This is a genomic window from Serratia sp. 2880STDY5682894, from assembly GCF_001537385.1.
In the GTDB taxonomy this organism is placed as follows: domain Bacteria; phylum Pseudomonadota; class Gammaproteobacteria; order Enterobacterales; family Enterobacteriaceae; genus Serratia; species Serratia nevei.
In genome coordinates this window covers 799,398-820,074 of sequence record NZ_FCJA01000001.1, presented here as the reverse complement: position 1 = coordinate 820,074, position 20,677 = coordinate 799,398, and the positions used below count along the sequence as shown (strand labels likewise).

Annotated in this window: 31 protein-coding genes; 21 read left to right on the top strand and 10 right to left on the bottom strand. The window is 55.2% G+C overall.

Annotation, left to right across the window (positions count from 1 at the left end):
* Positions 1-148 (bottom strand): DNA polymerase III subunit theta (locus AWX27_RS03865; protein WP_195904431.1); only part of this gene is annotated, 148 nt, incomplete at its 3' end.
* 344 nt (positions 149-492) lie between these two features.
* Here AWX27_RS03865 and ftnA point away from each other — a divergent pair.
* From ftnA to AWX27_RS03845, 4 genes are all read left to right on the top strand, one after another.
* A complete protein-coding gene (gene ftnA, locus AWX27_RS03860) occupies positions 493-1,011 on the top strand; it encodes a non-heme ferritin (RefSeq protein WP_025302449.1) in 519 nt (172 codons plus the stop codon).
* A gap of 324 nt (positions 1,012-1,335) precedes the next feature.
* A complete protein-coding gene (yobA, locus tag AWX27_RS03855; RefSeq protein ID WP_004940886.1) occupies positions 1,336-1,719 on the top strand; it encodes a CopC domain-containing protein YobA in 384 nt (127 codons plus the stop codon).
* A gap of 2 nt (positions 1,720-1,721) precedes the next feature.
* Positions 1,722-2,603: a copper homeostasis membrane protein CopD gene (copD, locus tag AWX27_RS03850; protein WP_060419483.1), complete on the top strand. Its 882-nt coding sequence runs from the start codon at positions 1,722-1,724 to the stop codon at positions 2,601-2,603.
* A 69-nt stretch (positions 2,604-2,672) separates the two neighbouring features.
* Positions 2,673-3,014 carry a YebY family protein gene (locus tag AWX27_RS03845; RefSeq protein ID WP_025302452.1) on the top strand — a complete coding sequence of 114 codons (342 nt, stop codon included), beginning with the start codon at positions 2,673-2,675 and terminating at the stop codon, positions 3,012-3,014.
* A 316-nt stretch (positions 3,015-3,330) separates the two neighbouring features.
* Here AWX27_RS03845 and AWX27_RS03840 read toward each other — a convergent pair whose 3' ends face one another.
* The 9 genes from AWX27_RS03840 to AWX27_RS03805 all read right to left on the bottom strand — a co-directional run bounded on the left by AWX27_RS03840 (position 3,331) and on the right by AWX27_RS03805 (position 11,381).
* Positions 3,331-4,413 carry a tyrosine-type recombinase/integrase gene (locus AWX27_RS03840; RefSeq protein ID WP_060419481.1) on the bottom strand — a complete coding sequence of 361 codons (1,083 nt, stop codon included), beginning with the start codon at positions 4,411-4,413 and terminating at the stop codon, positions 3,331-3,333.
* Complete coding sequence (locus AWX27_RS03835) at positions 4,388-4,663, bottom strand: excisionase (RefSeq protein ID WP_060419765.1); 276 nt, start codon at positions 4,661-4,663, stop codon at positions 4,388-4,390. The genes AWX27_RS03840 and AWX27_RS03835 overlap by 26 nt, the downstream gene beginning before the upstream one ends.
* 71 nt (positions 4,664-4,734) lie before the next feature.
* Positions 4,735-4,920 carry a hypothetical protein gene (locus AWX27_RS03830; protein WP_048795012.1) on the bottom strand — a complete coding sequence of 62 codons (186 nt, stop codon included), beginning with the start codon at positions 4,918-4,920 and terminating at the stop codon, positions 4,735-4,737.
* Positions 4,914-6,032 carry a recombinase RecT gene (locus AWX27_RS03825; RefSeq protein WP_060419479.1) on the bottom strand — a complete coding sequence of 373 codons (1,119 nt, stop codon included), beginning with the start codon at positions 6,030-6,032 and terminating at the stop codon, positions 4,914-4,916. Before AWX27_RS03825 ends, AWX27_RS03830 begins: the two co-directional genes overlap by 7 nt.
* Positions 6,033-6,043: 11 nt before the next feature.
* Positions 6,044-9,253 carry a PD-(D/E)XK nuclease-like domain-containing protein gene (locus tag AWX27_RS03820; RefSeq protein ID WP_156428556.1) on the bottom strand — a complete coding sequence of 1,070 codons (3,210 nt, stop codon included), beginning with the start codon at positions 9,251-9,253 and terminating at the stop codon, positions 6,044-6,046.
* A 518-nt stretch (positions 9,254-9,771) separates the two neighbouring features.
* Positions 9,772-10,077 (bottom strand): hypothetical protein, encoded by a 306-nt coding sequence (locus tag AWX27_RS03815; protein WP_060419475.1) that lies wholly within the window; start codon positions 10,075-10,077, stop codon positions 9,772-9,774.
* Between the two features lie 75 nt (positions 10,078-10,152).
* A complete protein-coding gene (locus AWX27_RS03810; protein WP_049194182.1) occupies positions 10,153-10,347 on the bottom strand; it encodes a hypothetical protein in 195 nt (64 codons plus the stop codon).
* 144 nt (positions 10,348-10,491) lie between these two features.
* The gene (locus AWX27_RS24340) at positions 10,492-10,653 is read right to left on the bottom strand and encodes a DUF1391 family protein (protein ID WP_156428555.1); all 162 of its coding nucleotides are present in this window, start codon (positions 10,651-10,653) and stop codon (positions 10,492-10,494) included.
* Positions 10,654-10,997: 344 nt separating this feature from the next.
* A complete protein-coding gene (locus AWX27_RS03805) occupies positions 10,998-11,381 on the bottom strand; it encodes a helix-turn-helix domain-containing protein (protein WP_047730922.1) in 384 nt (127 codons plus the stop codon).
* Between the two features lie 103 nt (positions 11,382-11,484).
* On the opposite strand from AWX27_RS03805, the gene AWX27_RS03800 reads away from it, so the two are divergent.
* From AWX27_RS03800 to AWX27_RS03720, 17 genes are all read left to right on the top strand, one after another.
* Entirely contained in the window at positions 11,485-11,730 is a 246-nt protein-coding gene (locus tag AWX27_RS03800; protein ID WP_047730593.1) for a transcriptional regulator, read from the top strand.
* A 10-nt stretch (positions 11,731-11,740) separates the two neighbouring features.
* A complete protein-coding gene (locus AWX27_RS03795; RefSeq protein ID WP_060419473.1) occupies positions 11,741-12,202 on the top strand; it encodes a toxin YdaT family protein in 462 nt (153 codons plus the stop codon).
* Between the two features lie 15 nt (positions 12,203-12,217).
* On the top strand, positions 12,218-12,460 hold the full coding sequence (locus tag AWX27_RS03790; protein WP_060419471.1) for a hypothetical protein: 243 nt from the start codon (positions 12,218-12,220) through the stop codon (positions 12,458-12,460).
* Positions 12,461-12,462: 2 nt separating this feature from the next.
* Positions 12,463-13,416, top strand: coding sequence for a DNA-methyltransferase (locus AWX27_RS03785; protein WP_060419470.1), 954 nt, complete (start codon positions 12,463-12,465; stop codon positions 13,414-13,416).
* Positions 13,416-14,279 carry a DnaT-like ssDNA-binding domain-containing protein gene (locus tag AWX27_RS03780; protein ID WP_060419468.1) on the top strand — a complete coding sequence of 288 codons (864 nt, stop codon included), beginning with the start codon at positions 13,416-13,418 and terminating at the stop codon, positions 14,277-14,279. Before AWX27_RS03785 ends, AWX27_RS03780 begins: the two co-directional genes overlap by 1 nt.
* A 14-nt stretch (positions 14,280-14,293) precedes the next feature.
* Positions 14,294-15,034, top strand: a complete 741-nt coding sequence (locus AWX27_RS03775) for an ATP-binding protein (RefSeq protein ID WP_060419466.1) — start codon at positions 14,294-14,296, stop codon at positions 15,032-15,034.
* A 15-nt stretch (positions 15,035-15,049) separates the two neighbouring features.
* Complete coding sequence (locus AWX27_RS03770) at positions 15,050-15,448, top strand: hypothetical protein (protein ID WP_060419464.1); 399 nt, start codon at positions 15,050-15,052, stop codon at positions 15,446-15,448.
* Entirely contained in the window at positions 15,448-16,104 is a 657-nt protein-coding gene (locus AWX27_RS03765) for a DUF1627 domain-containing protein (protein WP_060419462.1), read from the top strand. The genes AWX27_RS03770 and AWX27_RS03765 overlap by 1 nt, the downstream gene beginning before the upstream one ends.
* A 126-nt stretch (positions 16,105-16,230) precedes the next feature.
* The gene (locus tag AWX27_RS03760; protein WP_049194167.1) at positions 16,231-16,467 is read left to right on the top strand and encodes a hypothetical protein; all 237 of its coding nucleotides are present in this window, start codon (positions 16,231-16,233) and stop codon (positions 16,465-16,467) included.
* Positions 16,457-17,095: an HNH endonuclease gene (locus AWX27_RS03755; RefSeq protein WP_072270086.1), complete on the top strand. Its 639-nt coding sequence runs from the start codon at positions 16,457-16,459 to the stop codon at positions 17,093-17,095. The genes AWX27_RS03760 and AWX27_RS03755 overlap by 11 nt, the downstream gene beginning before the upstream one ends.
* Positions 17,096-17,252: 157 nt before the next feature.
* Positions 17,253-17,486: a DinI-like family protein gene (locus tag AWX27_RS03750; protein WP_060419762.1), complete on the top strand. Its 234-nt coding sequence runs from the start codon at positions 17,253-17,255 to the stop codon at positions 17,484-17,486.
* 42 nt (positions 17,487-17,528) lie between these two features.
* A complete protein-coding gene (locus tag AWX27_RS03745) occupies positions 17,529-17,768 on the top strand; it encodes a hypothetical protein (protein WP_156428554.1) in 240 nt (79 codons plus the stop codon).
* 42 nt (positions 17,769-17,810) lie between these two features.
* Entirely contained in the window at positions 17,811-18,407 is a 597-nt protein-coding gene (locus AWX27_RS03740; RefSeq protein ID WP_047730601.1) for a DUF1367 family protein, read from the top strand.
* Positions 18,408-18,411: 4 nt separating this feature from the next.
* Positions 18,412-18,693: a DUF1364 family protein gene (locus tag AWX27_RS03735; protein ID WP_049194162.1), complete on the top strand. Its 282-nt coding sequence runs from the start codon at positions 18,412-18,414 to the stop codon at positions 18,691-18,693.
* A complete protein-coding gene (locus AWX27_RS03730) occupies positions 18,693-19,382 on the top strand; it encodes a bacteriophage antitermination protein Q (RefSeq protein WP_060419459.1) in 690 nt (229 codons plus the stop codon). The genes AWX27_RS03735 and AWX27_RS03730 overlap by 1 nt, the downstream gene beginning before the upstream one ends.
* Positions 19,383-19,551: 169 nt before the next feature.
* Positions 19,552-20,274, top strand: coding sequence for a Mom family adenine methylcarbamoylation protein (locus tag AWX27_RS03725; protein ID WP_047730604.1), 723 nt, complete (start codon positions 19,552-19,554; stop codon positions 20,272-20,274).
* A 66-nt stretch (positions 20,275-20,340) separates the two neighbouring features.
* Complete coding sequence (locus tag AWX27_RS03720) at positions 20,341-20,676, top strand: phage holin, lambda family (RefSeq protein ID WP_060419458.1); 336 nt, start codon at positions 20,341-20,343, stop codon at positions 20,674-20,676.
* The last annotated feature ends 1 nt before the right edge of the window (position 20,677 follow it).

Sequence of the window (20,677 nt, the reverse complement as noted above, 5' to 3'; positions counted from 1 at the left end):
CGCGCAGCACTTCCGGCTGCTCACGCTCCACCACTTCCGGGATCACCGGCATGTTGTAGCGCTCTTTGTACGCCACGCCTGAGGCGGCGAGATCCACGTTCACCCGGTCCATCTCTTCTTTAGACAGTTCGGCCAGATTGTAACCCACGCTATGCTCCTTACTTACTTTGCCGCTTTGAACCTGCGCAGAAGGTAATCCACCCGGGGGCGCTTGGCAAGCCCGTTGCGCCGCTGCCGTGGGCGATATTTATCCGGGAGTAATGCAATCTATTTATTCTTTTAAATAAGAATGATTCGCTTTTTGATTAAAATAAAAGATGAAAATAATTATCATGTTAATTCTCAATGTGGTGTTGATATTTTAATTTATTGATATATATGATTTTTATAATTAATGTGATTTGAGTGTAAATAAGGTGTTTTTATTTTCACGGCGGCAGGGCATAATGCGCGGAAATTAAATTCATGACCTGCAAAATAAAAGGAATCATTATGCTGACGCAAGAAATGACTCAAAAGCTGAATGAGCAACTGAATCTGGAGTTCTACTCCGCCAACCTGTACCTGCAGATGAGCGCATGGTGCAGCGATAAAGGCTTTGAAGGCGCCGCCGCATTTCTTAAAGAGCACTCTCAGGAAGAGATGCAGCATATGCAACGTCTGTTCGACTACCTGAGCGACACCGGCTCTCTGCCGCTGCTGGGCAGCATCGCCGCGCCGCCGGTGGCGTTCGAATCGCTGGCGGACGTGTTCCAGCAGACCTACGAGCACGAACAGCTGATCACCCGTCAGATCAACGAACTGGCGCACGCCGCCATGACCGCACACGATTACTCCACCTTCAATTTCCTGCAGTGGTACGTGGCGGAGCAGCACGAAGAAGAGAAACTGTTCAAATCCGTGCTGGATAAGCTGGCGCTGGTGGGCACCAGCGGCAAAGGCCTGTTCTTCATCGACAAAGATCTGAAGAAAATGGGCGCGATGGGCCAGGGCGGCAACGGCCAGGCTTAATCCGCATCAGAAAATCGAAAACCGCGCGCGGGCGAGCCTGACGCGCGGTTTTTTTTACCCTGCGTTTATCGCGGTTATGCGGCGATACGTGCTGCCGGATCGCAAAATGCCAGTGATGCGCTCGACTTGCCGCAGCCTGGTCGTTATGATTTACCGCGATACGCTACAGGGATGGTAGAGTCAAAACAGCGGGTTAGCCGATACAACCCGTTTTTCTGTTTACCCGTGGCGCAATCACTTGCGGTGGGTTGGGGCCGCTGATACATCGCCTTGGCTGTGGCCTTAACCCTTATGACCCTCTTTATACTGTTAAGGGATACCACTGTGATCGGTAAAATTCGTTCCTCCTGTCGCCTGCTTTCCACCGTTTTCGTCCTGTTCGTCGGCCTGTCTTCGCAGCAAGCGCTGGCGCACGCCCATCTGAAAGTGGAAACGCCGAAGGCCGACGCCAGCGTCAGCCCGGCGCCGAAGGCGCTGACCCTCAGCTTCTCCGAAGGCATCGAGCCGAACTTCAGCGGCGTGAAAATCACCGGCCCGGACAACGCCGTGGTGAAAACCGGCAAGCTGCAGCTCGATCCGAACAACAACACCCAGGTCAACGTGCCGATCGAAGGCGAGCTGAGCGCGGGCAAATACAACGTCAGCTGGCATGTGGTGTCGGTCGACGGGCATAAAACCAAAGGCCAGTACAGCTTCACCGTAAACTGATCGTGAGTCTGGCGACCCTGTTCGTTCTGTGTCGCTTGGTGCACTTTGCGGCGGTGATGCTGATGTTCGGCATCAGCCTGTTCACCGCCTTATTGTCACCGCAGCGCCTCTCCCCGATCCTCTCCCGCGATGTGCGCCCGCTGCTGCTTGCCGGCACCTGGATTGCCGGGCTTTCCGCCGTGGCGCTGCTGGCCATTCAGGCCGGGCAAATGGGCGACGGTTGGGAAGACGCCTGGCGGCTGGAGGTTTGGTGGGCGGTGCTCGGTACCACCTTCGGCGAAGTGTGGCGCTGGCATCTGGGCCTGTCGCTGCTGGCGATCCTGAGCCTGCTGCTGCCGGAAAGGCCGCGCGCGCAGGCGTTGGCGCTGTGTTCGGCGCTGCTGCTGGTCAGCCTGGCGTTCATCGGCCACGCGGCGATGCACGAAGGCACGCTGGGCGTGCTGCACCGGGCCAACCATGCGGTGCACCTGCTGGCCGCCGGCTACTGGTTCGGCTGCCTGGCGCCGCTGCTGGTTTGCCTGCGCTACCTGCAGCCGCCGCAGTGGCGCAGCGACGCCATCACCACGCTGATCCGTTTCTCGCGCTGGGGGCACCTGGCGGTGGCGGCGGTGATCGTCACCGGCATCGTCAACAGCCTGATTATTCTCGGCGGTTGGCCGTTCAACCTCGGCTCGCCTTATCAGCGCCTGCTGCTGATCAAAACCGCGCTGGTGGCGCTGATGGTGATGGTGGCGCTGGCCAATCGCTACGCCATCGTGCCGGCAATGAGCCGCGTGCCGGCGCTGGCGCAGCGCGGCGTGGTGCTTGCCTGCTGGCTCGAAGTCGGGTTGGGGATGGCGGTGCTGCTGCTGGTCAGTTTATTTGCAACCTATGCGCCGCTTTGACATTTCGGCTTGCTGCAACCGGGCAAGCTGCGGGAAAATCGACGTGAATAGCAACCTTAAGGCCAACACATGAAATCGGTATTACTCGGCATTACGCTGCTGGCAACCGCGACCGGCGCGCTGGCGGCAGACAAACTGGTGAACATCACCAAACTGGAATACGGCAAACAGTGGGCGTTCACCAAGGAAGAAGTGACGCTGCAATGCCGCAGCGGCGGCGCGCTGTTCGTGCTTAACAACAGCACTCTGATGCAATACCCGCTCAACGACGCAGCGGAGCAGCAGGTGAAGAAGGGCCATCAGCGCGCGCAACCGCTGGAGGTGCTCCTGCTGGACGACCCTGCCGAACCGGGGAAAAAAATGAGCCTGGCGCCGTTTATTGAACGCGCCGAGAAGCTGTGCGCTGACTAACCGCTTGTTTGCCAACGCCTTGCCCAACGTGCGCGGATTGATGCGCATTTGCCGCATAGTTATTTCGTCACGAAACTATCACGCGGCCGCCGGGCGGCTGGCAAAACTGGCGCGGTAGGCTACTCTTAAAGTGCACGGCTGAACAAGCCCTGCATTAAATGCCAACTTTTAGCGCACGGCTCTCTCCCAAGAGCCATTTCCCTAGACCGAATATAGGAATCGTATTCGGTCTTTTTTTAAGTTGTTGATTTTATTATGTTATTTTCGAAAAACTCGAATTTACTCGAAATTTACTCGAATTTTGATATTCGGTCTTTTACAGCATTACGTACTCTTTCCCCCTCGTATTGAGATATTTCAGCGTCATCATCTCTGATGTATGCCCCAGCAGTTTCTGCGCAAAATCCCTTCCTCTTTCCTTCTCATACAGCCGGCCGGCCAAACTTCTGATCTCGTGAAATGTCGGCGGATTTTCCTCGAACGACAAACCTGAAGCCTTCCGCGCCGCAACAAATTTTTTCGTTAGTCCATCAGGATGCAGCGAGCCATCTGGGCTATTTTTGCGGATGCCGGCGCTGATCATAAAGTCTGTAGTGCTGACCAACCTGCAGCGATCGATCACTGTCCCGAGGCGGAGGCCTACGATCTTCAACTCTAGATCCAGGGGTAGGGAAATCATGGCGCCAGTCTTCCCTTGCTCGACAAGTAATCTGCCGTCTACGACATGGCTAAAACGCATCTGTATCAGATCTTCGCGGCGCTGGCCAGAAACCAAGGCCAGATCCATCGCCAAGCCGAACCAGGGCGGCATTGGGTCTGCTGCATAACGAATAGGCCCATATTGCGCCAGTTCCAGGCGTTCGCGCTTTACCACGACTTTTGCGGCGCGGGTAGGCGTTACGGGATTGTTTTCTATATGACCTTCGACGATTGCTTCGCGGAAGATATCGGACAGCACCGAACGCATGGTGGCGGCCATTGTTTTTTTGTCCTGGGCGATCCAGAACTCCAGAAACTCGGCGACGTGTCGAGTCGTGATTTTTGAAAGTACCATGCTGCCCAAGCGCTCGCGGATAATGGCTAGTTGGCCGGCGCGCACCTTGTAAGTGTTTTCGGCAAGCTGGCGGCGTTTGAATATTACCTCGTACCGTTCGATCCAAGAATTCAGTGTGTACTCATGGCTGCCTTTGATTTTCTCCAGTAACAGGACGGGAGAGTAGTTCTGTTCGATGTAGTGGTTAGCTTCGATCGCCTGCGCAATGGCGTCACGGCGCGCAATCTGCCCCAGGGATATCTCCCTCTTGGTGACCGGGTTGCGCCAATAGAAGGATTTGCCCTTGCTGCGAAACGTGAGGTTTTTTGGCAAACGCATATCATACCCCTCCCTTCGCCGTGTCATTGATCACCTTCTCCATAAACGCCGCTCGAGCTGGCTCGATGCTTCGCGCTTCCTTTATTTTTCTACCCAAATTGAGATCTTTGGGATTGATGTAAATAGTCCCTGGTGTCAGCCGATATTCGCGGCCTACTTTTTCCGCTGCCGGGTAAAAATTTCCGTTCCTGGCCCAACGCTGTAAGGTTTGCCGAGACGGTTTTTTACCTGGGTAAATCTCGTTGCACCATTCTTCTAAAGTCAGTTTTTGAGTCATTTGGTTATGCTCCTGCGCACAACCGGCCACGATCTTACCCGTGGCCCGCGTTGTGTTTTGATTTTCGAAAATCATTTCTCAGTGCTGTAAACGCCGTCGCAGTACAGAACGGCGCGCGGGCGGCGCAATTGGATTGCTTCCCTCATTCGCTCGCACTGGTCGAAGCTCGAGTAAATTCGCTCAGATACCGGCAGCGCGTCGCACGCATCATGGCCGCACGGGCTTACCAGCAGGAGGAAGCCGATAAGTGTCAGCATGCCGCCTCCTGCGCCGGCGACAGGTCATCGATCGCCTGCTGGTAGCGCTGAACCTCATCAGCGCTCAGGAACCGCGCGGAGCGATGCAGAAGGGCGCCCAGGTCTGCCCGTTCCTGGCTTGTGGTGCCGCCGTTCTTGCCGGCCGCATCGATCGACGCACCCAGGCCGGCAATCGCATTCAGGCGGTGATGCTGCAGTACGATTTTGTTTTTCAGCTCGGTGTACAGGGTGATCCCCAGCTGCGCTTTCAGGTCTTCAACTGAGGCGCGGAGGTCTGTCGCCTGAGCTGTGGTGGTGATCTTGTCGATGCTGCCGCGAATATCTTCTGCAATCTTTTCTGGTGCTGAATTTTCTGTAACTGGCTCGGGCGCCTTATCAGCCGCCTCGATCAGCTGGCCGGCGCTTACGCGGGTGTCCGGCGTGACGTCTTTCTCTTTATGCCAAACCATCTCTTGCCCGCGCTCGAGCATTTCCATGATCTCGGAGTTATTCGGCAGCCGCCGGCACAGGCGGTGCATGACGGATTTTCTGGACATAGACTCGAACCAGCTCACCCACGGGCCGCTGTCGCTGTTCTTGCTCGCCGCGCGAACCTTCTCAATGTCCTGCAGATTCATCACTTCAAATTGCAGCTCACCGCTGCGCATCTTGGCGTAAGCGAACGCGCCGATCATCTCCCCGCGGTCGAGCAGATTGGGCTCGTAGAACACGTGTTCGCCGTCCTCATCCATCCACACCCGGAATTTATCGTTAGCGTACAGCGCGCGGGCTGCGATGATAGAAACCTCGCCTGACTGGCGGGCGCGCTTCATCACGCCATCGATCATCGGCAAATACTGCGCTCGAGGTATCCACTGACCATCGGCGTTTTTCGTCTTGTAAACGACAAGGGCCGCCTCGCGCCCATCAGGGATCAGCCCGTCTTTAGCACAAGATGACAGGGCGTTAATCACGCTCTGGCGGTCGGCGCCATACAGGTCTTTGTTGTTGGCCAGCGCCACGGCGGCGGCGCTGGTAAATTTTTCAAAGCTGACGTGGCTCGGCAAAATCTCTTTTGCCGGTGCCAGCTGTTCTGCCAGGTCTTTCTGGATCAGTGCAAGTTGGTTGCTCATTGGTATGCTCCTTAGGCTACGCGCAGCGCTTCCATGCGGCGCTGGTCAAAGTCGTTAATGTCGTCCACGATTTCTTCGGTGATCGGTTCTGGCCACACGCCGGTATCCTGTGCCTGTTTGATATCCCGCAGGGTTTTGCGGTACTCAAGGCGGCCGAGTTCGAGCAAGTCAGCGGAGGCCTCAACGATGGCGACCCAGTGGTAGTGCTCGTCCTTGTTGACGAAGATCCAGAAGAACTGATCCAGAGCCGCAACATCGCAATACATGCCCGCGCTCAGGTGGTAATCGCGCTCGATGATTTCACGGTGCAGGCGGGCGCGCAGGGCGCTTTGCTTGACGTTACCCATGCTGACGGTTTTAAGGTCAAAGCCGGTACGCAGGCCGCCGGACTCAATCTCAAGATCGGGACGTACGCGCAGTTCGAGGCCGGTTTCTTCATCGATGCCGAAATAGCTCACCTCAACCGCGCGTTGTGGGTGCTGCAACAACTGCCCGGCCGATGGGTGGGTGAACAGGGCGCGCTGAATTGCCTTGGCGTGTTTCATCTGCGCCTGCGTGATCGTTTGGCGCTGGTCGCTGCTATTTTTCCAAGCGCTGATCACTTCGTCGGCGAATACCGCCGTTGGCAAAATCGTTTTGATCCGCGCGGCCATATCCTCTTTGCTGCCGCTGACCGGCAACGGCGCCGGAATCGCGCGCTCTTTCTCGACAAACTCCGGATCGATGGCTGCCAGTTGTTCCAGCAGTGCGTCGCGGCCGCCGGTGGTTTTCAACGGCGCCGGTAGGGTGGCGTTGTACTTCTTGATGCACCCCTTCATCGCTGAAGCCGTAGGTTCGGCCGTTGCCAGACTTTGAAACTCAACCGGCAGTGAAACATAAAATTGCGCGGTTTCTTCGTAATTGCCGCCCAACGCATACGACGCCGGTAGGGTGGCGTTATGCTTCTCGATCACGGCGCGCAGCGTATCGGCGTCGGTCTGTTTCGGCAGGCTGGCGTTGTGCTGTTCGATAAATGCGCGCATCGATGCTGTATCTGTGAATGCCCCATCGGGGATCACAGGCTCAACGCTGAATTCCTCGTCCAGCTTTTCGGGCTCGAGCGCCAGCGCGTGAACCAACGATCCGAACGTCAGCGCATCGGTGCGCTCGCGCTGTATGGTTTTGATAACGTGGCGGCCGTGGTAATACATCAGGCTGATCCGCGCGTCCTTTGCCATCGTGCTGCTGATGCCGTTGGCGCTGTGATAGACCTCGTTCGGAATATCCAGATAACGGCCGGGCTCGAAGTACGCAGGGGCTGCCGGTTCTTCCCGGCGCGGTGCGTCGACGACTGCCGCGGCAGGCTCATTCTGCACTTCGACTGGCGCCGCGGTATCGACGTTTTCACCTGACAATTCCGCTGTTTCGCCTGACACTTCGGCCGTTTCCGTTGACGAACCCAGGAACTCGCGAACATCGTCGCCGGTCGTGGTGTCTACCTTGGCCAGCGGTGACGCGTCAAACAACTCGGAAACGTCAAATCGACCGCCACCCATACTGCGGAGTTCGCCGGGTTGCTGCTGCGCGACTTCCGTTTTTACGCCCTCATTTGAGGCGTCAACCCGTGCTGCCTCTGGGTTTTCTTGCGTCAGCGGGGTGCTGACCGTTCCGTCGATAGCTGCGGACATTTCCTGGCATTTTTGCTCGGATGCCCGGCGCGCTTCCTGCAGGTTATACTCAACTCGCTGGTCAAGGAACGCGACACGCTGCTCTTTGTCATCAGTCCAATTCACCAACACATCGCAGGTAATGTGGTGAACATCATCGGCAACCAGCTGATTGAACGGATCGCATGTTTCGATCTCCTTGGCCAGCAGGCGGGCGATGGAGCCGCGCGAAACATCTCCGATGGCAGCAATCAATTCAGAAACGTCGCTTTCGCCCATAACGGTAGTTGTCCCGTTCAACGCTGCGCGAATCTCAGTGCGGAGCCACGTGCGACGATCTGTCTCGAACTCGGCGACCACTTCATCTTTTTCACCCGGATTTGAGGCCGTTTGTTGCACGCTTTCCGCGTTTTGTTGCGCAGGTTTACCGTCGACTTCGATCAGATTGGCGTTGATGTAGCTGCGCAGCGCACCGGGGGTAACGTGCAGGTTTTCTTCGGCCCCGCGGATTAGTGCAACAATCGCCTGTCGGGAGAACTGCAAAACACCAGGCGTGGCGCTGAGCTGCTCATTCCACGCTTTCAGCGCCTCGTCGTTGCGCTTTTTCATTTCGTTCACAGCGCGGATGATGGCGCCCGGGGGGTTGGAAATATCGAAATCAGACGGATACAGCGCGCAGCCGATTACGGTTTCCAGCATCTGCAGAGAGTCGATCGGCGTGCCGGTTGCCGGTTCGGCGCCGTTTGTGAGGATTGCGCCGGATTCGGTGCGCAATGGCCCCTCAGGCGCGGTTTCGGCTGGTTTGGCGCCGCCGGCCGCTGAGGTTTGCCACTTCGTGATAACGCCCGCGCGCTGTTCTACCGTAGCGTCGAGGTATTCGGTGGCGAATTGGCACAGTTTGCCCAGCTCCGGCACCTTGCCGAACGGTGGCCAGATGGCTTTCATGCCCGAGATCGCAGTGATCGGCATTTCCGGGTAGGTGTGTGCGAACTGTTTAAGGCTGGTCAGCGCCAGAATGACGTTTTGCGGGTAGCGCTGCGCATCGTCCATCACCAGAGCTTTGGCCGCGGCCAATTGCTCGTCGTTCAGCTTCAGGCAGTTATTGCCGTAAAGCCACGCCGCGGCGATCACGGTGTGCTTGTCGAGGCTCGATGCGAAGTATTCACCTGCTGTTTTCTGCTGCTCCTGCACCACTTGCGTTTTTTCAGTGGTCCTGCTGTTTTCTGCTGCGCCTGCACCACCTGCAGGTTTTGTCATGTAGGGATACAGTTTCGGGAATGCCACGGACGGATCGAGCGTGTCGCGCGGCACACAGGTTTTGCTGGCGTCGCTTTCCAGCGCCCAGGTAAGCCAGAATGTTTCGCTGAATTCGCCCTCGGCCGGCAGTTCGTCCACGACTGGAAAATCGATGCGTACCGGCGCGAAGTAGTCGGATTTTGAATGGCCAGCTTCCATGAAGAGAAAATCACGTTTTGTCTCCGCGTGATCGTCAGACTTCGCCTCAAAGTACGTAAAAAGATGGTTTTTCCCAGATTTCTGTTTTGCCCTGTAAAGATAGGCTGCAACATTTTGCATTGTGTAGTTCTCCTAGGTTTAGGTACAATGCCAGCCGATCAGTGATCTGCTTCGGTTGGTCATTGGTTATGCTCCGGTTATTGGGGGTGGTTCCCCGGTAACCCGTCGCCGGGACGTAAAGCCGGTAGACTGGCCCGCCTTGTGCGGGCCTTTTTACTTTCTAATCGCAATAACTGCGGTTGCAGTGTGGGCAGTAAATAACATGGGTGTTTTTTGCTTCGTCCAGCGAAATACCGGTTTCATACCCACGCAATCCGTGTTGCTGGTAAATATCCTTTTTGCAACGAAAACAAATCCCATCGTATGGCGCGAAATGTGGAACGTGTTTATTGTTGCAATATTCCACCTGTGCCTTTCGTGCCGCGACAGGGGAAAATAACTTTTCCATAAATAACCTCTCGTGGTGATTGATATTGAAATGCGCCCTGCGAGTTGACGCCCCGAAAGGGAAACGCTTGACGCATTTCAATATTCTAAAAATCCCCGCCAGCAACGGCGGGGAAGGCTACACACAGCAATCAATCATCGCTTGCGAGCATGGCCAGCAGGGCAAGCAACAGCAGCTTTTTAGGAGATGGACGCCCCTTTATTTCGAACTCAGAAGGCACATCATCACTCACGCCAAGATGAAGGCGTGCTGCGGCATCAATGGCACATTTAGGGCAATCATAATCACCTACGTTGGCACCTTTTGAATTCACGAGAGAGTGCGGTTTTTCTTTATTATCGGTATTGACGATATAACCGATGGTTTCGCCGTTAGTCATAATTTCCACTACGGTTTTGTGCAGCAGGTTTAATTTGATTTCGATTGATTTGATCATGGTTATGCTCCGTTTTTAGGTAATGGGACCCCGCGGCTGATTAATTCAGCCGATAGGGTGTTGCTAATTTAAATATCAGTGCGTGCCAGCTGGCTCGAATTCCGGCGGGATCCGCAGGGATTCAAAAGGGCGCTTGATGGCCCGAAGGTTGCCGACCGGTTCGAACCGGTAGCGGCCGCGGATGTAATCGAATGATCCTACCCACGGCGCGCCGGTGCGCGTGTTGCGGAGGCTAACGGCCTTACCGCTGTTTGGGACGATCTTGCTCATGGTTGCCTCTGTAGCGCCCTGAATGGCGCGATAAGTGTTACTTGAGAGCTGCGTTAAATTCGGCTTCTGACATGGCTTCTTCACCCTCCGCCAGGCTGTCAAAATACTCTTCGTATGATGTGAACATAGTGAAATCCTCTGCTGTTAGTTGGCCATCTGACGAGCAAACCAGCGTTGCGCGCCTGCTGCGGTTTTAAAATCCCGGCTTTTTGTGAACGTCATCGCGGTAAAAGTGCCGTTGCAGTTAGTGAAAACACCAGTTTTTACTGTCTCGTTGTTGCCCTGATCGATAGTTTTGTTTTCCATCGTGTTCTTCCTGCTCTGTGGTTGGTCATTGGTTATGCTCGCCGTCTTTCCGGCTGTCAGAACGTCGTACCTGCTGCGCGCCTGTCTCTGTCATCTCATCCACCTTTTCATGCGCCGGTGGCGGCTACTTCGTGGGCGTCCTGCCTTGATGACTCGTTGCTGCGATGAGACTAAGTAAACATGTTCTTTACTTTTTAGTCAAGTAAAAATGAGCTAAAAGGTAAAGCGGTACTTTACATGGTGATGTCCAGGCGTAAAAAAAGCCGGCCTCGGGCCGACTTGGTGGGTTGGAAACGAAAAAGGCCAGGGGCTTGGGTAGCCTCTGGCCTTCTGAATCTCAAAAATTACTCTTCGATCGGCTTATACCGCCCTCGCAGGTACTTCTCAACGTACTCATCGATTTCTTTTAGCCGGAGCTGGAAGAGATCAATCATGCGTTCTTGTTCTGCTTCTGGAAGCTGACGGAATAATTCAAGCATTTCTAGTTCTTTGGGCTTTAGCCCTGTGTCTTCATCTACAACCTCTCCCAGAAGCCATGCGAGGGAAACCCCACCAGCCTCAGCAACGGCAATTGCAGATTTTTTGCTCATAGTTCCGGTTTTAAACCAGCCCGTAACTGCTTGTTTACTGACATTGGCAACTCGAGCCATTTCCGCTTTGGAAAGCCCTTTATCGTTAAGTTCTGTCAGCCTTGAAACGAGGCTTGGTTGTGATTGTTCCGTATTCATAATCAGCATTGTAAATGTTTGCTTTACTTTAACAAGGCACGCATTGCTTGACTCGATAGTAAATAATTGCTTTACTTAATTTCTCAATGACAGGAGAGAAACTATGACGGCACTTGATAAAGCAATTGAGATAGCGGGCTCCGCAAAGAAGCTCAGCTCAATGCTTGGGATTTCCAGGATGGCTATAAGCTTGTGGAAAAACGACGGAAAAGGGGTGGTACCCGCCCATCGTGTTCTTTCCATTCATCAAGCAACAGGCGTGACGCCCCACGAACTGCGCCCGGATCTTTACCCAAACCCAACCGACGGCCTCCCACAAGCAACGCAGGATAGCAGGCCTGAAAATTAAGGACTGATTTATGGAAATCAAACACGAGCAGATCCGCGAAGCGCTGCGCGGATGGGCCATCGAAACAACCCAGCGCACGGTAGCAGCCGAGATCACCCGCGCTTATTTTGACCTGCGGTTACAGGCGCCACTGCTGGCGCAGATCGAACGTGCCGACGGCAGCGTTGACGATGCAGCATGGCACAACAACAAACAGCAGATATTTCGCTGGCTGGACGGCGATAGTGTGGCCGCGCGCCGCAAGATTCAACAGCTGCAACCGGCGATCCTCGCTGCGCTGCCAGCAGAACTGCGCGCCCGACTGATTGCCGGAAACAGCATTGAATATCTTGCAATTCGCGCGCTGAAAGAACACCAAGGGGCGATCGCCGCGGCGCTGTTGAACGCGTTGCCGACCGACTTTGAACGGGAATGCGACAAAGCTGAGCGAAGCCTCAACGAGTTACGGCGCGCCTATTCAACCCTGCATTAACCGGAGCATAAACCAATGGCCAATTTTTCAAGAGCACAGATCGAAACACAGATCCGCGCCCAACTGGTACGCGAGGGAATTCCCGACGACGTGGCGCGCTCGGCTGCCGGCCGTGGCGCCGATCATTACCTGTCCAGCCCGAACGTGACGATCGCCAGCAGTATCGCTATCGCAAAGACGTACGCAAAGCCGCTAAAGCGGGTGAAGGGCAAGCCGGATCGCCCGCATGTGCCTGGGCGCCGTATGGGGCGTCGTTGATTATGCTTTGGGATAAATTCTTCCGCTGCTATGTCGGTGATTGCGTGGATCTCATGCGCGAAATGCCTGAAAAGGCATTCCATACCTGCGTAACAAGCCCGCCATATTACGCGCTGAGAGACTACGGCGTTGAAGGCCAGATCGGCCTGGAGCCGACGCCGGCGGAGTTTATCCAACGATTGATTGAAGTCTTCCGTGCAGTGCGTCGCGTACTCCGTGATGACGGAACGATCTGGGTAAATATCGGCGACAGTTACGCGGCGAGATTTAGTGGCAATAACGGATATTCAGACGGAAGAACCAATCGGCAAGAGCGGCGCGCGGCAGGAGTGCCAGCAGGGGTTAAGCCGAAAGATATGCTCGGCATGCCGTGGCGTCTCGCCTTCGCGCTTCAGGACGATGGTTGGTATCTGCGCCAAGACATCGTTTGGCACAAGACTAACCCGATGCCGGAGAGCGTACGTGATCGCTGCACAAAGGCTCACGAGTACGTTTTCTTGCTGAGTAAGAGGCCAAAGTATTACTTCGACCACGAAGCCATCAAGGAGCCGGTAACGGGGAACTCGCATCCGCGCGGGAAAGGTGTAACGCCTAAAAGCCAAGCCAACGCATTCGGAAATCGCAACAACGCATCGTTCTCGGCGGCCGTCTCTGGATTGGTAGAGCTCCGTAATCGTCGGACGGTGTGGTCAGTGCCAACGCGACCATTCAAAGGCGCCCATTTTGCAACGTTCCCGCCGGCGCTGATTGAGCCGTGCATTTTGGCAGGATGCCCGGCCGGTGGCGCCGTTATAGACCCGTTCGGTGGTAGTGGCACTACTGCGGGCGTTGCTGCGGCATACGGCCGTAAGGCGGTGCTGTGTGAGCTGAATCCTGAATATGCGGCTTTAGTGCCGAGCAGGGTTAGCGACATAGCGAACTCAATCACCGAAACACGAAATACCAGGAACAGCTAATGGCTCGAATTCGTACAGTTAAGCCTGAATTTTGGACGGATGAGAAGGTGGTGGAGTGCTCCATTCCAGCCCGATTGCTGTTTATTGGCTTATTTAATTTTGCCAACGACAAGGGCTGCCTTGAGCGTTCGCCACGCCGAATCAAAATGCAGGTTTTCCCCGCGGACTCGATGGATTGTGAACCGCTACTCCAAGAGCTTATTACTCATGGATTGCTCACTGAGTACTCAGTGAATGATGTGCAGTATTTGCACATTTCAGGATTTTTAAAGCACCAAAAAATAAACCGGCCGAGCCAGACAAATATCCCTGTGCCGCCTGGTTTCAATGAAAACTCAGTGAGTAATGGGAATAAATGCGAGAACAATTCACCGAATGGTCATGGAGGACTCAGTGATGACTCAATGAGTAATCACGGAGGATTCACTGACGGAAAGGAAGGGAAGGGAAAGGATCTAAAAGATAAAACCACTCTCTTAGATCGCGCAGGCGCGAATGATTCCAAAGCTGATGATTCGGCGCCGCCGGCGTTCGAGGATGAAAATTGGTTGGACGAACCCAACGATAAATTCCCTATGACCGCCGACTGGCAGCCGTCGCCTGATTTCCAGCAGCGGGCTGCACTGTGGAATCGTGTTTTGGACGGGCCAGCGCCGGGATATACCCCTGGCGAACTGGCGGGCTTCGTTGCGTACTGGCAGCCCGAGGGGCGGCGGTATCACCAGGTGCAGTGGGAGAAAAAATTTGCCGACAGCGTATTGCACGAGCGTAGGAATGCGCCGACCGGCAAGGAGCGCCACCCCCGCAGGGGACGTTTCGAGCCTTCGGGCGAATACGGCGAAAAACCGCCGGGATTTAACTGACCAAGAGGTGAACCATGAAAACACCAGAGTCACTGATTAGCAGGCTGCAGCGCATCATGCCGCCGGGCGTTAAGCCGAAGTTCAACACCGCTGAAGAGCTGCTTGCCTGGCATCGTACGGAAGGGGAGAAGCGCAGCGCCGAGCTTGAGAAGGCGAACCAACGCGCCCGCGCAGAGCGGATTTTCGGACGCTCGGGGATCTGCGACTTGCACCGCAACTGCACGTTCGCGAATTACCAAGTGAGCAATGACGGGCAGCGCCACGCCCTGAGCAAAGCCAAAAGCTATGCGCAAAATTTCGGCATGGGGTTTGGCTGTTTCGTCTTCAGTGGCGGATGCGGTACCGGAAAAAACCATCTGGCCGCCGCGATCGGTAACCATCTGCTGGCGAAGAATCACACGGTGCTGGTGGTTACCATCCCCGACCTAATGCTGCGTGTTCGGCGCTGCTACGACGGCGGAGAGTCCGAAGGGGCATTACTCGACGACCTGTGCAAGGTCGATCTGCTCGTTCTCGACGAAGTCGGCGTGCAGCGCGAAACACGCGGCGAGTGGGTGATTTTGAATCAGATTATCGATCGCCGGCTGTCGTCGTTAAAGCCGGTGGGAATTTTAACCAACCTGAGTTCGAGGGAGTTAACCGATGTTTTAGGCGCAAGAGTCATGGACAGATTAACGATGGATGGCGGGATCTGGGTGGAATTCACCTGGGGAAGCTATCGGAAAAATGTAAGCCACCTTCGGGTGATTAAGTGATCGGAGCATAAACCAATGACCAACAGAGTAACCGAAAAGCACAGAGTAACCGCACAGCAGCTCGTGGATATCATCCTCGGCAAAGAAATGAGCACCACTGAAATCTGGGAAGCGGTCAAAGCCGCGCACCCGGCAAACACGATGACGCGTCAGGAGCTGGCGCTCAGGCTGCGGTCGATGATCAGATCGCCGGACGTAAAAATCACAAAGAAGGGCTGCGGGCCGAGGGCGCTCTACAAACTGACAAGCGTGTCCGACAAATTTGTTGAGCGCGCCGAGGTGAATTATCGCGCCAATCCCCGTACCGGAACGCCGGATAAAACGCTGTGGCATTTCCACCCGAAGGAGCTGCAGTTCTGCAACGTCCACAAGATGTTTGATCAGGCGCTGGCCAGCGTACAGGAGAAAATTTAATGGAAACCATCATCGATGCATTGAACGCGATGGGGAAAGCCTCATCAATCGAAATCGCCGCGCGCCTGGGGCTGGATCGGCAAGAGATTATCGATCAGCTCTGGGAACTGAAACGGGCAGGTGAGGTAGTGCAGGTGGGCCAGCAGTGGGCGGCCGTTGGAACTGTACCAGGCAACGAAAAAATCGAGGTAACAACAGGAATGAAGGCCGACGATCTGATCAACATCATCGCGAAAAAGGGGCCTATGACGGCCGAAGAGCTGGCAGCTGCCGCAGGCGTTACGACTCGTCGAGTCGCGTCATCGTTGGCAATGGCGACCAGTCGCGGAAAGATCGAACGCAAATCGGTTGGTGGCAAATTCCGCTACATGCTTCCCGGGGTTGAAGTTGCACCCGATAAGGCTGAACCGGAAAAAATTGCAGCACCGGCGCCCGCGGTAACAGCGGTGGATATTCCTGTGCCGGCGGCACCCATAGCTGCGCCAACGGTGGCACAAATGCCAGCAGTTGACGCAGACACGGAAACATTGGTGATCCCAACCATCGCGCATCTGCGCCAGCGTATCCGCCAACAAAAGGCCGGCGCCCGCCGCGATGAGCAATTGCTCAAGCATCTGGTTCGTGTTCATCGGTTGATGGGGGCAAAGCATGGCTAACTGCAAGCCGCGCCTGGTGCGCGGGGTAGAAATCACCACAGAACGCGACATGTGGCAGCAGAGCAAACATTATCGTTTTCGTTCCGGCATGTACTACGGGCGGATCAGATATGCGGAGGTAAAATCGTGAAAAATAGCATTCAGGACCTGGTCAATCACCAGTTTGCTATGCTTGAAACAATCAACGATCCCGGTCTGACTGGCGAACGCCTGAAGGAGGAACTCGATCGTGCTGAGGCTGTTGTCGATTTATCGCAAGCACTGGTTTCCACGTATCGGGTGGTGATCGATGCTCAACGCAATATGAACGGTGGGACGTTGCATACTCTCCCTGCTATTTTGGGGGTCACCGATGAGTCGTAAATTATTCACTGATGAACAGTTACTTTTTCTGAAAAATAACGCTGAAGGAATGACAAGCCATGAGCTGACCGCCGCATATAATTTGCAGTTTGGTGAAAATAGGTCGCGCCACACGATTCGTTCAACTCTTTCGCATAACGGGTGGATCGGCAAACTCAGACCAGCAGGGGAGTATACTGATGCCCAGCTCAGCTACCTGTATGCAAATCGAGATAAACCCTATACGCAGCTGGTGGAGTCCTTCAATCATCGTTTCGGCGATAACAGAACTGCCAACGGAATCAAGAACGCTCTGGAGCGGCGCGGATGGCGTTTTAACCATGCAGGCGGAAAAACGCCAAAGAAAAACAAGGCGCAGGTGATCGTGGTTGCTGGAAAGCACGTCCGCCTCGATGTGTACGTGTGGGAGTGCGTGAATGGGCCAGTCCCGCCGGGATATGGGGTGATCCACCTCGACAACGATATGCGCAACAATGCGATCAGCAATTTGGCTGTTGCTCCGCTGATTGTTCGTTCAATGTTTGTGAAAGCCGGCTTTGACAGCGTGCCGGCGGCCTTCTCGCCGGCGCTTTATGCATCGTTGATTCTAAAAACGGCGGTAAAAACCCGGAGACGAAGGGTTTACTGAATATCCTTGCACGCAACCCACTAAAATTTAAAGAGATTGGTTGATTATCGACCTGTAGCACACAAAAGCCCCGATAGGGGCTTTTCTTTTCTTGCAAACTCAAATTATTCTAACCATAATTATACTGTATAAATAACCAGTATCAAGGAGGCGCATGATGAAAGTCGAATTAGTAATCCAGAAAAACAAAGAGTTACCAGCTGGCGCTGTTGCGGCGATTGAACAGGAATTCCAGAAACGACTGCTGAAATCATACCCCGATTGCCGCGTCGCCGTACGGCTCGGCGCCCAGGATAATCTGTCGGTGATCGGGGCTGAAAAGGGCGCCAAAGAGCGTGTAGAGAACATCCTGCAGGAGACATGGGAAAGCGCGGACGACTGGTTTTATTGATGGCACTCTTTGCCGACAAATCACACAGCAAAGGAGGTTGAGGTGACCGGATTACAAGACACGCCCCCAGGAGGGTACAAAGTCGTGCGCTGCATGGATGATGCAGTGGTTGCCAGATTCAAAAATTTCCCCGTCTGCGAGCGGGCGTTGATGTACCGAAAGGGCGATCAGATCTCCTTCATGCCGCTACAGCCAGAAGACATCGTTGGCACGCCAAAGCTGATAACACAAATTTTAGAGCGGGCCGGCTACCGTAACCTGAATTCTGATAAACTCACTTAACGGGCCTGAACACCCCGTGCCTGCTGCGCCACAGGAGAGAACATGGCGCAGTTACAACTCATCAAGCAATCACCAGGAATACTGATCCCGGCCACGCCGGAGACCAGCGAATTTCTGCAATCGAAATGCAAGCTCGGCGCCGTGCTGGTGGCCGATTTCAAACAGGTGCGCAACCCGGCGTTTCACCGTCGTTTTTTCGCGCTTCTCAATCTGGGCTTCGAATACTGGGAGCCTACCGGTGGCGCCATATCGACTAACGAGCGCAAGCTGGTTACCGGTTATGCCAGATTCTTGGCCACGTTCGGCGGCAATGAGCCAGCGCTTCTGAATGCGGCTGAGCAGTATCTCGAGCGCATCGCTGATCGGCGTGCCGGCAGCATCAGCGCGTGCAAATCCTTTGACGCGTATCGCGCGTGGGTGACGGTCGAGGCCGGCCACTATGACGCGATCCAACTCCCCGACGGCACTCTCCGCAAACACCCCCGCAGCATCGCGTTCGCCAACATGGACGAAACAGAGTTCCATCAGCTGTATCAGGCCGCACTCGATGTTTTATGGCGCTGGATCCTGCACAAGCCGTTTCGCTCCCATGAGGAGGCCGAGAACGCCGCGGCGCAGCTGATGAATTTTGCGGGGTGAGACGATGAAAATTTACCGCAGCAAAAAATGGTTGGCGGCCGTCGGGCAAATCGAACAATGCGTGTTGTGTGGAAACTGGGGAACCCAGGTCGCGCACCGGAACGAGGGGAAGGGCATGGGGCTGAAAACTGACGACTGCGCCACCGCGGCGCTCTGCGTTTGTTGCCACACCGCGATCGATAACGGCAAAGATCTCTCACGCGAAGAGCGGCGCCAGATGATGGACCGCGCGATCGTTCTGACGATTATTCAAATCGCCCGCCGCGGGCTGGTGGTGCCGCAATGATGAACGCACAGCAATTGGAATATATACGGCTGGAGTTAACCAATGCGCTGCATGATGACTCCGGCGGCACTAAGGGGCAACTCCAGGCATTTATCGAGCACCCGCCGGCGGATAAAAATCACTATCCGCGCCAGCGTATCCATAAGGTCGAACTGGAGGGGGAGCGCTGGGCCGATGCGGAAAATTCCGCCGTTTATGCGCTCGAAACACGCAGCCGCAGGCGACCAATGCCACCGATCAACGATCATGTCTTTTCGTCGTGCGCGTGGCGCCGCGCAGTCATGACGCTTGGCGAACATCAAATTGCCTGGCTGCGCTACTGCTACGGCTTCGATCTGCAGTTCAAATACCAGACCGAAATTTGCCAGCACGTGTGGGAGAGCTACCAGGCGTACAAAGTCGGCAAGCGCCTCCAGTCAAAAATTATTAAGCGCCTGGTGTCGTTAGTCTGGCTGGCCGTGCAGGAAACGGCGGCAAAAAACAAGAATGAGACGTACAAGGAATACGCCGGCAGCGCACTGGCCAACTTGATGAGCGTCGACCGCTCAACCTGGTCGCGAGTATATGCGCCGCACTGGGCGCGCCTCAAAGAGGTCGCGGAGAAAATGGATGTAGAAGCCTTGCAACTGGTGTCGACACGTCGCGAAGAGATTATTTATCGGTTGGAATTGCAAAATGCAACAAAATAGGGCATATTCGACGCTAATTTGATAAATTGCCAAAATTGTGTTAACCCGCCCGCGCGCGGGTTTTTTTATTTCCCGCTCCAGATGGGCGCCCCGGAAAGTTGCCGCTCTCCGGGGCTGTATGCCCGCGTCAACAGTCACGAGCACACCCGCCTATTGGAGTGCCGAGACCTTGAAAAATCACGTTAATGCAGTTGTATCACGTGCCAGCGGAAAGCCGGCGCCGATCGTCTATGCTGGCGAAACCGTCGGTTTTGGATGCGACGATCTCCACGTAGCAACGATCCCGGTTTGGCTTGCCCGCCTGGTGATCAGCCATTTTCACTACAGCAAGCGCGTAGTGAACAACTCCTATTTGCATCTGGGTATTTTTGACGGCCGCGAGCTGGTGGGCGTCATGCAGTGGGGCTACGCGATGAACCCGAGCAGCGGGGCGCGCGTCGTGACCGGCACCGGCAACCGCGAATACATGGAGTTAAACCGGCTCTGGGTGCATGACCGGATGCCGCGCAATACCGAATCACGCGCAATCAGCTATGCGCTGAAAACCATCAAGTTGCTTTATCCCGCTGTGGATTGGGTGCAGACGTTCGCCGACGAACGCTGTGGCAGGTTCGGCGTCGTGTATCAGGCGAGCAATTTCGATTACGTCGGCAGCCATCAAACGACGTTCTACGAGCTCGACGGAGAGTGGTATCACAAGATCGCCATGACGACGAAAGGGCGCAAGGCTGGCGCCCGTGGAAATTTCCTGCAGGCGAACGCACACCGCGCCACCGCACACACATTTAATCAGTTCAGGTATATCCGCTTTCTGAACAAGCGGGCGCGCCGGCGGCTTAACACGAAATTGTTCAGCCCGAAGCCATACCCGAAACCTGAGAATTCACCCTAGCCCGGCACCAGCCGGGTTTTCTTTTTCATCACCCGGAGATCGGGCCAGCCCCGACAGGGGGAGGACATGAAAATGCCTGACAAAAACCCCGATGTGTGGGGGCAGTTGCTCACATGGCTTGCTGCCCACAAGGAGGGAGGCGGCTATGCGGCCACGGCTGCGGTAATGGCGTTACTGCGCAGCGCATACGTTGGCCAGCAAGGATGGACTCGCCGACTAATTGACGCCGCCATGTGCGCAATGGTTGGTTATTTCATCAAAGACTGCCTGGCCGCGTTCGGCTGGGATTCCACCTATGCCTATCTCGGCAGCATGTTTATCGGCTATGCCGGCGTCGACTATTTCGGAAATATGCTGCGCCGCATCGCCAGCAACCGCACAGGCTCCCCACGACAGGAATAAT

Bases quoted from the DNA above. Each gene is read 5' to 3' on its own strand.
- AWX27_RS03720 (WP_060419458.1), top strand. From the start codon at position 20,341: ATGAAAATGCCTGACAAAAACCCCGATGTGTGGGGGCAGTTGCTCACA.
- AWX27_RS03825 (WP_060419479.1), bottom strand. From the start codon at position 6,032: ATGAGCAACCAACTTGCACTGATCCAGAAAGACCTGGCAGAACAGCTG.
- AWX27_RS03795 (WP_060419473.1), top strand. From the start codon at position 11,741: ATGGAAATCAAACACGAGCAGATCCGCGAAGCGCTGCGCGGATGGGCC.
- AWX27_RS03735 (WP_049194162.1), top strand. From the start codon at position 18,412: ATGAAAATTTACCGCAGCAAAAAATGGTTGGCGGCCGTCGGGCAAATC.
- AWX27_RS03765 (WP_060419462.1), top strand. From the start codon at position 15,448: ATGGAAACCATCATCGATGCATTGAACGCGATGGGGAAAGCCTCATCA.
- AWX27_RS03785 (WP_060419470.1), top strand. From the start codon at position 12,463: ATGCTTTGGGATAAATTCTTCCGCTGCTATGTCGGTGATTGCGTGGAT.
- AWX27_RS03830 (WP_048795012.1), bottom strand. From the start codon at position 4,920: ATGCTGACACTTATCGGCTTCCTCCTGCTGGTAAGCCCGTGCGGCCAT.
- AWX27_RS03775 (WP_060419466.1), top strand. From the start codon at position 14,294: ATGAAAACACCAGAGTCACTGATTAGCAGGCTGCAGCGCATCATGCCG.
- AWX27_RS03810 (WP_049194182.1), bottom strand. From the start codon at position 10,347: ATGAGCAAGATCGTCCCAAACAGCGGTAAGGCCGTTAGCCTCCGCAAC.
- AWX27_RS03805 (WP_047730922.1), bottom strand. From the start codon at position 11,381: ATGAATACGGAACAATCACAACCAAGCCTCGTTTCAAGGCTGACAGAA.
- AWX27_RS03770 (WP_060419464.1), top strand. From the start codon at position 15,050: ATGACCAACAGAGTAACCGAAAAGCACAGAGTAACCGCACAGCAGCTC.
- AWX27_RS24340 (WP_156428555.1), bottom strand. From the start codon at position 10,653: ATGGAAAACAAAACTATCGATCAGGGCAACAACGAGACAGTAAAAACT.
- AWX27_RS03845 (WP_025302452.1), top strand. From the start codon at position 2,673: ATGAAATCGGTATTACTCGGCATTACGCTGCTGGCAACCGCGACCGGC.
- AWX27_RS03755 (WP_072270086.1), top strand. From the start codon at position 16,457: ATGAGTCGTAAATTATTCACTGATGAACAGTTACTTTTTCTGAAAAAT.
- AWX27_RS03840 (WP_060419481.1), bottom strand. From the start codon at position 4,413: ATGACACGGCGAAGGGAGGGGTATGATATGCGTTTGCCAAAAAACCTC.
- AWX27_RS03790 (WP_060419471.1), top strand. From the start codon at position 12,218: ATGGCCAATTTTTCAAGAGCACAGATCGAAACACAGATCCGCGCCCAA.
- AWX27_RS03835 (WP_060419765.1), bottom strand. From the start codon at position 4,663: ATGACTCAAAAACTGACTTTAGAAGAATGGTGCAACGAGATTTACCCA.
- AWX27_RS03730 (WP_060419459.1), top strand. From the start codon at position 18,693: ATGAACGCACAGCAATTGGAATATATACGGCTGGAGTTAACCAATGCG.
- AWX27_RS03815 (WP_060419475.1), bottom strand. From the start codon at position 10,077: ATGATCAAATCAATCGAAATCAAATTAAACCTGCTGCACAAAACCGTA.
- AWX27_RS03820 (WP_156428556.1), bottom strand. From the start codon at position 9,253: ATGCAAAATGTTGCAGCCTATCTTTACAGGGCAAAACAGAAATCTGGG.
- AWX27_RS03800 (WP_047730593.1), top strand. From the start codon at position 11,485: ATGACGGCACTTGATAAAGCAATTGAGATAGCGGGCTCCGCAAAGAAG.
- AWX27_RS03750 (WP_060419762.1), top strand. From the start codon at position 17,253: ATGAAAGTCGAATTAGTAATCCAGAAAAACAAAGAGTTACCAGCTGGC.
- AWX27_RS03740 (WP_047730601.1), top strand. From the start codon at position 17,811: ATGGCGCAGTTACAACTCATCAAGCAATCACCAGGAATACTGATCCCG.
- AWX27_RS03780 (WP_060419468.1), top strand. From the start codon at position 13,416: ATGGCTCGAATTCGTACAGTTAAGCCTGAATTTTGGACGGATGAGAAG.
- ftnA (WP_025302449.1), top strand. From the start codon at position 493: ATGCTGACGCAAGAAATGACTCAAAAGCTGAATGAGCAACTGAATCTG.